The sequence below is a fragment of the Verrucomicrobiota bacterium genome (genome assembly GCA_027622555.1).
Lineage (GTDB): Bacteria > Verrucomicrobiota > Verrucomicrobiia > Opitutales > UBA2995 > UBA2995.
Genome location: JAQBYJ010000053.1, coordinates 25,343 through 38,236, shown reverse-complemented (window position 1 = coordinate 38,236; position 12,894 = coordinate 25,343). Strand labels below are relative to the sequence as shown.

10 protein-coding genes and 1 tRNA gene are annotated in these 12,894 nt (G+C 50.1%); 6 read left to right on the top strand and 5 right to left on the bottom strand.

Going from position 1 to position 12,894, the window contains the following annotated elements; genetic code table 11:
- On the bottom strand, positions 1–731 hold a 731-nt coding region (locus O3C43_14415), incomplete at its 3' end, for a sulfatase-like hydrolase/transferase (GenBank protein MDA1067683.1).
- A 141-nt stretch (positions 732–872) separates the two neighbouring features.
- On the opposite strand from O3C43_14415, the gene O3C43_14410 reads away from it, so the two are divergent.
- Positions 873–1,844, top strand: coding sequence for a DUF1080 domain-containing protein (locus O3C43_14410; protein MDA1067682.1), 972 nt, complete (start codon positions 873–875; stop codon positions 1,842–1,844).
- 50 nt (positions 1,845–1,894) lie between these two features.
- Here the strand turns inward: O3C43_14410 and O3C43_14405 are convergent, their stop codons facing one another.
- The 4 genes from O3C43_14405 to O3C43_14390 form a co-directional block, all read right to left on the bottom strand.
- The gene (locus tag O3C43_14405; protein ID MDA1067681.1) at positions 1,895–3,163 is read right to left on the bottom strand and encodes a type II toxin-antitoxin system HipA family toxin; all 1,269 of its coding nucleotides are present in this window, start codon (positions 3,161–3,163) and stop codon (positions 1,895–1,897) included.
- A gap of 3 nt (positions 3,164–3,166) precedes the next feature.
- On the bottom strand, positions 3,167–3,451 hold the full coding sequence (locus O3C43_14400; protein ID MDA1067680.1) for a helix-turn-helix transcriptional regulator: 285 nt from the start codon (positions 3,449–3,451) through the stop codon (positions 3,167–3,169).
- A 486-nt stretch (positions 3,452–3,937) separates the two neighbouring features.
- Positions 3,938–4,013: transfer RNA gene (locus O3C43_14395), tRNA-Phe, on the bottom strand.
- A 166-nt stretch (positions 4,014–4,179) separates the two neighbouring features.
- Positions 4,180–4,377 carry a hypothetical protein gene (locus O3C43_14390; GenBank protein MDA1067679.1) on the bottom strand — a complete coding sequence of 66 codons (198 nt, stop codon included), beginning with the start codon at positions 4,375–4,377 and terminating at the stop codon, positions 4,180–4,182.
- A 410-nt stretch (positions 4,378–4,787) separates the two neighbouring features.
- On the opposite strand from O3C43_14390, the gene O3C43_14385 reads away from it, so the two are divergent.
- From O3C43_14385 to O3C43_14365, 5 genes are read left to right on the top strand one after another with little or no spacing between them, the layout of a single operon-like run.
- On the top strand, positions 4,788–6,107 hold the full coding sequence (locus O3C43_14385; GenBank protein ID MDA1067678.1) for a TolC family protein: 1,320 nt from the start codon (positions 4,788–4,790) through the stop codon (positions 6,105–6,107).
- Positions 6,100–8,034, top strand: a complete 1,935-nt coding sequence (locus tag O3C43_14380) for an efflux RND transporter periplasmic adaptor subunit (GenBank protein ID MDA1067677.1) — start codon at positions 6,100–6,102, stop codon at positions 8,032–8,034. The genes O3C43_14385 and O3C43_14380 overlap by 8 nt, the downstream gene beginning before the upstream one ends.
- Complete coding sequence (locus tag O3C43_14375; GenBank protein MDA1067676.1) at positions 8,031–8,402, top strand: four helix bundle protein; 372 nt, start codon at positions 8,031–8,033, stop codon at positions 8,400–8,402. The genes O3C43_14380 and O3C43_14375 overlap by 4 nt, the downstream gene beginning before the upstream one ends.
- On the top strand, positions 8,399–12,247 hold the full coding sequence (locus tag O3C43_14370; protein MDA1067675.1) for an efflux RND transporter permease subunit: 3,849 nt from the start codon (positions 8,399–8,401) through the stop codon (positions 12,245–12,247). The genes O3C43_14375 and O3C43_14370 overlap by 4 nt, the downstream gene beginning before the upstream one ends.
- On the top strand, positions 12,244–12,777 hold the full coding sequence (locus O3C43_14365; protein MDA1067674.1) for a DUF3347 domain-containing protein: 534 nt from the start codon (positions 12,244–12,246) through the stop codon (positions 12,775–12,777). The genes O3C43_14370 and O3C43_14365 overlap by 4 nt, the downstream gene beginning before the upstream one ends.
- The last annotated feature ends 117 nt before the right edge of the window (positions 12,778–12,894 follow it).

The window sequence follows — 12,894 nt, the reverse complement described above, 5'->3', positions numbered from 1 at the left end:
TCATGTTCACCGAGCTTTCGGTAGGGATCGGCCAGTTCATCGCTTACTTCCAGCGGAAAGTGGGGAAGATTGGTAGCCAGATAAGTGAAAAAGGGTTTATCGCTTTTTAGCCCCATAAACTTCATGGCGGCGTCAGTGAAAATATCGTCGCAGTAACCTTGGTAGGTTTTGGGCACATTGTTGTGTTCCAGAATGGGATCGAAGTATTGGTTGCCTTCCGGACCAGCCGCCTGCCCAATACCGCCGGCTTTGTGGACCAGGGCTTCCTCAAATCCCTGATCGGTGGGACGCATGGGGTAATTGTCACCCAGATGCCACTTTCCAAAAATGCCGGTGCGGTAACCCGCGTCCCGGAGGATCTCGGCGATGGTGACCTCGTCATTGAACATCATGAAGTTTCCACGAATTACCTCGGTAACGCCGGTTCTATAATTGTAGCGTCCGGTCATCAGTCCGGCGCGGGTGGGGGAGCAATTCGGGCAAACCGTAAATTGGGTGAATTCGGTGCTTTCCTCGGCCAGGCGGTCCAGGTTGGGCGTTTTAAGAACTGGATTCCCGTGGCCACTCATGTCCCCGTACCCCTGATCATCGGTCATCATCAGAAGAATGTTTGGATTCGACCCTTCGACTTCGCTCAGGACAGGCACGCTCACCACGGGTGGCCGGTCAGCAGCGGAAATAGAGAGAGTCAGTAAGAAAGCAAGCAGGGTGGGGTATAAGCACTTCATCATTGAACTGGGGATCCTCAGAGCATTCGCGGCTCTGCGCGAGTATTTTCAATCTTTTGTTTTCTGAAACAATTCAAAGGTTGCCTGTCCCTGCCGGATCAATATTGCTGATCCAAACCTAAATAATTCGTTATTATAATTCCTATGAAACTACCCAGATTAACTCCTCTTTTATCCCTTGTCCTGGTCCTTGCTCAAAGTGCGGTCTTCTCCGCTGAAGAGCCTATACCGCCTTTTATGGGCGATTGGCAAGGGGGCTGGGTGAATGCGCCGGCCAAAGATGGAAATGCGAAAAACAACCCGGGACTGGTGGCCCGTGTTATCGGGCTGGGACAAGATCGCTACGAGATCCAGATCATGGAAGAGTTCGACAAACGGGCAGACTTCAAGGTGAAGACGGAAGCGACCTGGAAAAACGGGAAAATGACTTTTGATGAAAACGGTTACAAAGGTGAAATAACCAAAAACTCGTTCACCGGAGAAAAAACCAGCGGTGATCTGCTTACCCAGTTTGCCTTAAAGAAAATTGTCCGGTCCTCACCTACCGCAGGATTAAAAGCACCCAATGGAGCGGTAATCCTCTTTGATGGAAAGAATCTGGACGCGTGGGAGTTGGGAAAAGGGGAGCCTGCCACCTGGCTCGTCAAAAATGGCTATTTCGAAATACTTCCCAAGAAGGACAACAATGACAAAGGCGGTTCAATCAATACCAAGCAATCCTTTGGCGATGTAAAAGTGCATTTGGAATTCAATTTGCCCTACGAACCGGAAGGCCGGGAGCAACACCGTGGCAACAGCGGTTTTTTTGTGCCGGGCGGTTATGAGATCCAGATTCTCGACAGTTACGGACTGGGTGGCATGTGGAACGAGTGTGGAGCCCTATACAAACAATCACCTCCTCAAGTAAACATGTGCTGGGCTCCCGGCGTGTGGCAGACCTTTGATATCGAGTTCAAACGCATGCGTTTCGACGCCGAAGGGAACAAGTCAGACCCAAAAGGGTCAATCCAATACCTTTGCAGTAAGTTTATCGAAGTAGGGCTGAACCGAGGTGCGTTTCCCTCGAAGAACGACAAAAGGGCCAATGTTCATATTTCATATTTGAGGGAGGTTTAGACTACTTTGCTATCGTCCAAATCAACTTGGACGATATTGGATTCAGGAGTTCAGAAGCCTTTGAGAATATTTTTAGACCGCACGGACAGCTTTTCTTTAAGCATATCTAGTATGGGATGATTCATACCTTGGAAATTAATTTCGCTGAGAACACTTTCCGCCTGAGCAGGTATTTGACCCGCCATTTCGATTATGATTTTGCGAAGTTCCGGATAAGGAAACTCACAAAGCCGAGCCATCCTTTCAAAATGCTTAGGACGAATCTGTGAATCCCGGTAGTAGGACCCGATCTTCATGGCCAGGCGCTGATCTTTTCGCTGCTTCACATAAGGGAGCAAACTCGCCAAATCATAGAAAGGAGCAAGTCGCACCTGCCCCCTCACTCCAAGCAGAAGGCTGTAATTCTTCGCGTGTGCATCCGATCCGAGTACCAGATAGTTAAATACAACGGCTTCCATAAATCGTCGGCGATCTTCGATTGGCTGACTCGACCGATTGAGCAGGCTCATGATGCTGGGCACTCCGGGACCGCCTTCACTCTCATATTTTCGAGCCGGATGGATCGAGAGTGCTTGGCAAACGTCTTCCTGATGGACTCGGACAAACTTTCGGCCTGACACCATTCGATCATATCGTTCCACGCAAATAGCCGTTTCATTTCCAAATCTCAAAACCTCGCTCGTCGCTGCCCTCAGGCCAAGCGCCTTCGCCAAACTCTGACAAAAGTGTTCATTTTCCACATGTCCGTTCAGGTCCGGACGTGGAGGCTTTAGAATATGGGTAGTTGGTTCACTGCCCCAAGGCAGATACCATCGACTCCCTTTGCGCTGGAATGCAGTTTTTGCCTGTGCGCCCGCCAACGAGAACTGGCCTTTATCTCCAGATATTCGTCCCATTGCCGGATCTCGCCTGAGCTCGGCCAGACGCTGCTCAATTATCTCAGGCTTGAGGAGCGACTTACCTCCATTGACAACGCTATCCACTTCATCCGGCTTCACGAACCGGATGGCACCAGCGCAATCGTTTCCGATTCCGCTCAACAATCCAAAACAATCGGAGGCGCTAACAGTAAACCTCGCGGCCCATCGCTGAAGGACCAACTCGTTGTCGTGAAGCAATCCCCACAGAAACGGGGATACTCTACTATGCCCATGCTCTTTTTCAATCAACGGCATCGAGAGCGAGAGAGGAACAGCCGTTTCCAAATCTCGGTAATGGTCATCGTAAACAAATATCAACTTTCCACCTTTGAGACGGTGCAAGGAACCCATCAGCTGGTCACCAAAATACAACAGAAGTATGGATTCATTCTCAGGCATCCTTTAAGACTCGTTTAGAAATGCGTCCAAATCCGGATACTCACCCTGGGCCTGCGTTTCACTCTTATCATCGGTCGAAAGCTCACCCACCAAGTTCACATCCAGGAAAGACGCCAATCGAAGTACCTGTCCAATCCAGCATTTCTGATTTCCTCGCTCAACTCGCGAGATCCAGGCCTGCGTCACCCCCAGTTCTTTCGCCACATCTCTCTGAGACAGTCCACGCCTCCTCCGAGCCGAACCAATAAGTTCCCCCAAATCCTGGCTACTTCGAATATGAATCTTCATATGACTCTGATATTAGTTTGGATATCAAATCCTTTTGATATTCATTCTCGTGTCAAGACCAATTGATATCCATTAGGATATCGTAGTTCCTTTAAAACCGACTTGAAGACAACAATGAAAATTGGAGACCAGTATCATCTCAGGAAGGGCTCAGTCCGGAGTTTAGGCCAAGCAGGGGCTTGGCGTTCCCAGGGAAAAAGAATAGCCAGGGTTGCCAGACCCAGTTCCGAGTAGAACGACGACAACTGTTGTGCAACGGACAATACATTTTCAAGTCTGGGGATTATTCCCGCGATATTTGTACATCAAAAAATCCCCGAGAATACCCGGAGATTTTAAAATACCATATTGGTGGCCAGACCCAGTTCACGGAGGGCGAAGCCTGGAGTTCTATCGCGGTAGCGATACATTGCAGTTCTGGGTCTCTCTAAGATGTCCGTACAACAAAAAAGTCCCGACGCTTTCGAGACTTTAAAGAAACCATATTGGTGGCCAGACCCAGAATTGAACTGGGGACACAAGGATTTTCAGTCCTCTGCTCTACCAACTGAGCTATCTGGCCTTCCAATATAAGAGGACGGACTAAAATCCTTACTCTGCGGCCCGTCAACTGGTTTTTCGTAAAAATAATCCTCCTTTTGGATGAAATAAATTGTAGGGTTGATTCCTCTCTAATTATACCTATTGTAGTTAGGAAAATGAAAAAGTTTTCGACAGTACTTATAATCTTAGCGGTTCTCAATCCGCTGTGCTGCTGCATAACTTTCGCCGAAACGCTGGAATCGACTAATTCCATCCAAGATCACGGTTGCTGTCCTGGTGATCAACAGGAAGCGGAAGGTCAAAAGAGCACCGACTGCCAGCACAAATCCCTTTCGAATGAGGATGCACGCATCGCCGAAGACCAAAGCAATTTCGTAACTCACTTTGTAGCACAGACTGATAAAGTCATAGAAGTGCTCAACCTCGCTTCACTCCAAAACAGTCATGCGAGGATTTTGCCAAATCATATTCCGACTGTAGTCCGAGACGCCTGGATACATACCCAGACTGACTGCGTACGGTTACTGTGATTCGTCGCAAATAGCTCGGGAAACTATCCCGCGCCAAGCTGAGTGGTTCAGCTTCAATAAAATCCTCAAAGAGGATCCCATGTACGCAAATTAAGCGGACCTGCGATTGCTCCGGCGAGGTATAACCAGGAAGCGAATCTATTCTGATTCCAACGCAGCTGTTAACACAAAGTGCATATCCACATCCATTATTCCGAGTCGCAACCCAGATCGTACAACGCATTCCTAGCCAACTCATTGGTCAATCATGAGTAACATTTGAAATGAAACTACCTAAAATCAGTCACCTTTACCGGCCGCCAATCTACTTTCTAATCCTGATCAGTTTAAGTTTAAATACTTCAGCACTATCAGAGCATTTCAGCGCAACCGATCTGCATTCCTATTTAATACGGGCACAGTCGGCCAATCCACAATTGAAGGCTTTCGAAGCTCGATATGAAGCGGCGACTAAACGTATCCCACAACTATCGTCATTGCCCGACCCGATGTTTCAGGTAACTCACTTTGTCGAATCGGTCCAGACACGTACGGGTCCACAAGAAAACGTGTTTATGGTCAGCCAACGCATTCCCTGGTTCGGGAAATTGAGCAGCCGGGAATCAATGGCCACGGCAGATGCGGAAGCCCTTTGGTTTACCTACCAAAACCAACAACTCATGCTGGCTCGTACCGTATCGATCCACTATTACGAATACTCATTTACAGGACAAGCCATTGAACTCACGCAGGAAAACCTGGTGCTGCTAGAGAATCTTGAGCCCATTGTAGAAGAAAAAGTGAAAGCCGGAGGTAGTCTCAATTCACTTCTCATGCTTAAAGTGGAAATCGGTAAAATGAACGATAAGCTGCAGTCTCTGAAGCAGAGACGTATCGCGAGATCAGCCCAATTGAACGAACTCCTGAACTTATCTCCGGAATTAATTCTACCCTGGCCGACCTGGGAAGAACCGGCGATTGAGTCTCTCAATGGTTTGGCACTGAGCCAATCCATTCAAGCGAACAACCCGGAGCTCGAAATGCTTAAACGCAAAATCGATAGCGCAGAGGCCAGGCGAGAAATCGCACGCCTAGAAAGTTCGCCCGATTTCAACCTCGGTTTTAACTATATACAAACCGGTGATCCAGTGGTTAATCCATTAACCCCAGACGCAGGTAGAGACCCATGGGCATTAACGTTTGCAGTGAACATTCCTATCTGGGGCAACAAGAATGCCGCCGGTCGTGATGAGGCGCTAGCAAGCAAACGCGCCACCGAAAATGATTACCAACATCGCCTCAATGCCTTAAAAACTGAATTGAGCATAAGTATTTCCCAGCTCGATGACGCCAACCGTCGCCTCAAACTTTACGGCGAGGAGCTATTGGGACTGGCCCGACAAGCCGTCGAAAATAGTCAGTCCAGCTACCGCGGAGGCCAAACCGGAATCCTTGAAGTCATAGACAGCGAACGGTCGTTACTTGAACTACAACTTCTCCATAGGCGAGCAGCCACCGATGCCTGGCAACAGCGTATCACCATTCAATCCTTAGCCAATCAACCCATTTTAGAAACCTTTAAAGCAACCCAAAGCCATGAATAACAAAACCGTTTTAATACAAGTAGGAACAGGCGTAGGTATCTTATTGATCGGACTGATCGCAGGCCGGTTTCTCATACCTTCGTCAAATGAATCTTTCACCGACCATCAAACGCATACTACACAAAAAGGCGTGGGGGAAGCCACTATCTGGACCTGTTCCATGCACCCGCAAATCCAGCAACCCGAACCCGGGAATTGCCCCATTTGCGGGATGACCCTAATCCCGGTAGCAAAAGACGGCGGAAGTGATGACGGACCACGGACTCTGAGCATGAGCGAGAGCTCGCGTGCGCTTGCAGATATCCAGACCACAGAAATCAAACGAGAATACCCCGAAGCCAAGATTCGGCTGGTAGGTAAACTGGATTACGACGAGACAAGGCTCAAGTCTTTGACCGCCAGATTCCCCGCACGAATCGACGAACTCTTTGTCAATTTTACAGGACTGGAGGTCACAGTAGGGCAGCACTTGGCAGAAGTTTACAGCCCCGATCTTCTTTCCGCTCAACGGGAATTACTAACAGCCTACAGGAGCAATCCCAACAATTCGATCACCCAAGCCGCACGAGAAAAACTGCGCCTGTGGGACTTGCTACCCGACCAGATTGAAGAGATCCTGAACAACGGCGAGGCGACAGACCGATTCGTATTGCGTGCGCCGGTAGGTGGCGTGGTGGTAGCCAAAAATGTAAAAGAAGGCGACTACCTGAAGACCGGTGATCCGTTGTTTAAAATCGTGGATCTGAGCCGGCTCTGGCTCTACCTCGATGCTTATGAATCAGACCTCGCCTGGCTCCGCTACGGGCAGGATGTGGCATTTACAGTCGAGTCATTCCCAGGTGAGACCTTTCACGGACAGATCGCTTTCATCGAACCGGAAGTAAATCGAAGCACTCGGACCGTTTCCGTACGGGTCAATGTTTCGAACACGGACAAACGCCTCAAACCCGGCATGTTTGCTCGCGGTGAAATTTCAGCCAAAATGGCGGACGGCGGGAAAGTGTTCGCCCCGGAGTTGGCTGGAAAATGGATCAGTCCGATGCATCCTGAGATCATTAAAAATGCTCCTGGCCAATGCGATGTCTGCGGTATGGATCTTGTCTCAGCTGAGAAGCTTGGATACGTCGAGGAGATTGAGGAGCTAGCCCCGTTGATCATACCAGCATCGGCGGTCCTTCGCACCGGCAAGCGCGCTGTCGTTTATATCGAAATCCCAGAAACCAAACGACCCACGTTTGAAGGACGGGAAATAGTTCTCGGGTCACGGGCAGGAGATTATTTTCTGGTCGCTGAAGGACTAAGCGATGGAGACCGCGTGGTGACCCAAGGTGCTTTCAAAATTGATAGCTCCCTCCAGATTCAAGCCAAACCCAGCATGATGAGTGAGACGGGACGAGGGGCACAGGGCGCGGGGCACGGGCACAACCACGAAGGCACCGGGCAAGTGATGGAAGCAGAACACCTGTCCATCAGCACGGACCTGGCAAAAAAGATCCTGCCTCTTTACCTAAAGCTCCAAAGTAGCTTGGCCGGGGACGACCTTCAATTGTCAAAAGAGCAGCTCAAAGCAATGATGGAAACCACAGGCCATGCAGGAGCACTCCCAGAATTGATCCATAAAATGATGGACGCCGATTCTCTCGATGACATTCGGCGTCCGCATTTCGATACGCTTTCTGAGGCAATGATTGACGCCGTCCGGTCGGATTCTCACGTGTTTGAAGGAGATCTGTATCAAATGCACTGCCCGATGGTTTACGACACAACTGGTGCCGATTGGCTCCAGGTCACCGACGACCTGAGAAATCCCTACTTCGGCGCCTCCATGCTCACCTGTGGTGAGGTGAAAGAAAATCTGACCTCGCACGAGGGACATGGGCACGAGACGAGTGTCGAGGGGCGTGGGGCGAGGGAGGGAGAGAAATGAGCTCGGAGTCCCTGGAACAATTTATGGGCTATCGGCTGGCGATGGAGCTCTTTGATTTGGTCGTGGATGATTTTGCCAATATGGCAAAAAAACCGGCTCTTGATCGACTGGTGTCACAGCAGCTAGCGAGCGCCGATTCAATCGCTGCGAACATCGAGGAAGGACACGGCCGCGAAACCACCAAGGAATACATACGATTCCTGGTTATAGCCCGCGGATCTGCCAGAGAAACAAAAGGCCGCTACGTTCGCATGCGACGCTGGTTTAAAACAGAACTTGTCGAAGAACGGTGTGATCAATGTGACCACATCATCGCCATCCTTACCAAGACGATGACTAGCCTAAAAAAAAGAGGAACGCAGCCATGAATCACTCCGACAACGAACCCCCATCCTCGTCTTCCGACCCACGCCCCTCGCCCCGTTCCGAGAACCCTGCGCCCCGCGCCTCTCGTCCCTCGTCCCCTATAAACATTCTCATCCGCTTCTGCCTCGAGAATAAACTCGTCGTAGTTCTCTTTACCACCGTGCTCATTTTGTGGGGCATCGCAGTAGCTCCCTTTGACTGGCAGTTTGAAAATTTTCCCCGCGATCCTGTCCCCGTGGATGCGATACCCGACCTTGGTGAAAATCAGCAGATTGTTTTTACCAGTTGGATGGGACGCTCACCGCAGGATATTGAAGACCAGATCACCTACCCGTTAACCACAGCCTTACTGGGCCTTCCGGAGGTCAGAACCGTCCGAAGTTATTCGATGTTTGGATTCTCTTCCATCTACATCATTTTCAAGGAAGACACAGAGTTTTATTGGACCCGAAGCCGGATACTGGAAAAATTAAACAGTCTGCCCAGTGGCACCTTGCCCGAAGGGGTAACTCCGCAACTTGGACCGGACGCGACTGCTCTCGGCCAGGTATTCTGGTACACGTTGGAAGGAATGGATCCGGAAGGGACTCCCACAGGTGGCTGGGATCTTGACGAACTTCGCAGCACTCAGGACTGGTATGTACGCTATGCACTCCAAGGGGTAGACGGAGTAGCTGAAGTGGCCTCCATAGGCGGCTATGTGAAGGAATACCAGGTCGACGTCGACCCCGATGCGTTGCGCACTTACGGGATCGCATTGCACGAAGTATTCGATGCGGTGCGAGGCAGTAATCTCGATGTGGGCGCACGCACAATTGAGATCAACCGGGTGGAATATGTCATTCGTGGCCTTGGTTTTATTGAGAATTTGGATGACCTGCGAAAGACCGTGATCACCCAGCGCGATAACGTGCCCATCACACTGGAACAGGTTGCAGAAATCCAGTACGGTCCCGCGCTACGACGCGGTGCGCTCGACAAGGCGGGGGCCGAAGCCGTAGGAGGCGTGGTCGTCACACGCTATGGAGAAAATCCCATGGCAGTGATTAAACGCATCAAGGAAAAAATTCAGGAGATCTCGGCAGGAATGCCCAAAAAAACGCTCGAGGACGGCACAGAGAGCCAAGTGCAGATTGTACCCTTCTATGATCGCTCCGGACTGATTAACGAAACTCTGGGCACTTTGGAAGACGCCGTTCGTCAACAGATTCTGGTTACGATCATCGTCGTGATAATCATGGTCATGCATCTGCGCAGTGCTTCACTTATTTCCGGTGTGCTACCCCTGGCGGTGTTGTTTGCCTTTATAGGCATGCGCATCTTCAAGGTAGATGCGAACGTGGTTGCGCTCTCCGGGATAGCGATCGCGATCGGGACGATTGTGGATATGGGGGTCGTACTGATTGAGAACATTCTGAAACACCTTGATTCCGCGGACGAAAACGAAAGTCGACTCGAAGTCGTGTACAGAGCATGCGCCGAAGTGGGAAGCGCGGTGGTTACAGCGGTTTTAACCACCGTGATCAGTTTCCTCCCTGTTTTCACCATGGAGGCGGCCGAAGGGAAGCTCTTCAAACCGCTGGCCTATACCAAGACGTTTGCCTTGATCGGATCGATTGTCGTGGCGTTAACCATCATTCCTCCCCTCGCCCACTGGATTATCGCAGGGAAGTTTAAATCCACGCTTACCAAATCCGGGTTCTGGGCAGGGATGGGAGTAGCCGGATTGCTTGGCTGGATCTTCGTATCGTGGTTCCCCTGGTGGTTGGGTCTGCTGATGATGGCAACGGCTGCATTCCACCATTTCTCCACCCATATTCCAGATGTAACTCGCAGGATCACTTTATACACCTTCAACTTTGGTGTAGCCATACTGGTCGCTCTTTGGTTGGCAGCAGATTGGAAACCACTTGGACCCGAACGAGACTTCTTAAACATCTTTTTTGTTCTCATCACCATTGGTGGCCTATTGGGGTTCTTTTGTCTTTTCATCCGACTCTATCCCAAATTACTGGCATTATTATTGGAGATGAAAATCGCCTTCCTCGGATTTTGTTGTATGATCCTGCTTTTCGGATTCTGCGTCTGGTTGGGCTGGGGAACTCTGTTTGGCTGGATGCCTGATGTTGTCAAAAAATCCCGTCCCTTTGTGGCCATGACTCATCAACTTCCGGGATTGGGTAAGGAGTTTATGCCATCGTTGGATGAAGGTTCGTTCCTGTGGATGCCGACCACCATGCCCCACGCTTCCATCGGAGAATCGATGGATGTTATGCAAAAACAGGACATGGCGATCCATGCGATTCCGGAGATTGAAAGTGTAGTGGGGAAACTGGGACGAGCGGAAAGCCCGCTTGATCCGGCTCCGATCTCGATGTTTGAAACCGTGGTTAATTATAAGTCGGAGTTTATGACCGATGAGCATGGCCGAATCATCACTTTTGCATGGGATAAAAAACGGCAGGATTTCTTGCGAGACCCCCGAGGAGAACTTATCCCCGACAAGGATGGACGACCCTTCCGTCAGTGGCGGGATCATATAAAAAGCCCTGACGATATCTGGAATGAAATCGTGCGAGTCACCGCGCTACCGGGAACCACCTCCGCCACCAAACTGCAACCCATTGAAACCCGGCTGATCATGCTGCAAACAGGGATGCGCGCACCCATGGGTTTGAAGTTGTTTGGCCCCGACCTGGAAACCATCGAAAAGGTCGCGTTGGAATTGGAAGGACTCTTAAAGCAGGTTCCTTCGATCAAACCCACAACCGTTATCGCAGACCGTGTAGTGGGCAAACCCTACCTGGAAATCGATATTGATCGTGACGCCATCGCCCGTTACGGTATCAAAATCAAAATGGTGCAGGACGTCATTGAGGTCGCGGTTGGTGGTAAACCGGTAACCCAAACCGTCGAAGGCCGCGAGCGTTATCCTGTGCGCGTAAGATACATGCGGGAACTGCGAGACACCATTGAAGAGATCGAAAATATTCTAGTGGCCACACCCAGCGGCTCGCAAATACCACTGAAGGAACTTTCCACCATTGAATACCAACGAGGCCCACAAGTTATCAAAAGTGAAGACACCTTTCTGGTCGCCTACGTTACCTTCGATAAACAACCCGGATTTGCCGAGGTCGAAGTGGTTGAGCAGGCACGAGATTTCCTGGAACAAAAAAAGGAATCCGGAGAACTCGATACCCCCGCCGGAGTCAGCTACCAATTTACCGGTAATTATGAAAACCAGGTTCGGGCCGAAAAAAAGTTGCGACTAGTGCTGCCGATAGCCCTCTTCGCCATCTGGTTGATACTCTATTTTCAATTCAAGAGGATATCGACCACGCTACTGGTGTTTTCGGGAATCCTGTTCGCCTGGTCTGGAGGGTTCATCCTCCTGTGGTTTTATGGCCAGCCCTGGTTCCTCAATTTCGAACTTTTTGACCAAAACCTTCGATCTCTTTTTCAGATGGGGACCATCAATTTGTCGGTGGCAGTGTGGGTTGGGTTCCTGGCCCTATTCGGAATTGCAACTGACGATGGCGTCCTCATTTGCACCTATTTACGACAAACATTTTCGGACCGGAACCCAAAAAGCGCGAAAGAAATTCGCGAGGCTGTTATATACGCGGGAACCAGGCGATCGCGTCCAGCCCTCATAACGAGTGCAACCACCCTTCTTGCACTGCTGCCCGTGCTTACTTCGACCGGTCGAGGAGCCGATATCATGATCCCCATGGCCATTCCAACTTTCGGAGGCATGCTCCTGGCCCTACTAACTATTTTTGTAGTCCCCGTTCTCTATTCATCAATTGAAGAATCTAAACTCAAATTCACACCAAAATCATGAAATCAAAAATAATCACATTAATCATCGCCACCCTGATCGCATCCACGTCGTTGTTCGCGCATTCCAAGGCCATAAAACCCGAGTTCGTCGATATGCTCTTGAAGCCTTACTTTGAGCTTCAAGCATCCCTTGCCAACGATGATCTCGAGACATCGAAACAACACTCGAATACCTTCAAGGCAATGCTGGGGCACGGACCTTCTTTTGAAGATGCACCATCCCTTCTCGACCTACAGGATCAAGCAACGAATTTGGCCGATGCTGCGGACATCTCATCCGCAAGAACGGCGTTTCTTACCCTGTCTGAAGACCTATCAGAAATGATCGAACATGTAGGGACAACCAAGACGCAAAACATCTACAAGATGAGCTGCCCAATGGCCTTCGATGGTAAAGGCGGAGCATGGCTGCAGAACAATGAAAAATTGGTTAACCCCTATTTCGGAGCAATGATGCTCCATTGCGGAACCGTGGATGCCCAGCTGGCCAAAGCCAGTTCCAAAGAAGGCCATGACGAACACAAAGAATGAACCTCCCCGAAGCAAACATTGGGGTATCTGAATTGAAAATCACAAGCCGTTTCGAGGAATGGAATGATGACACCTACAAATTCAATTCCAACCATCTTTCCCATTCTTTTCAAAGAC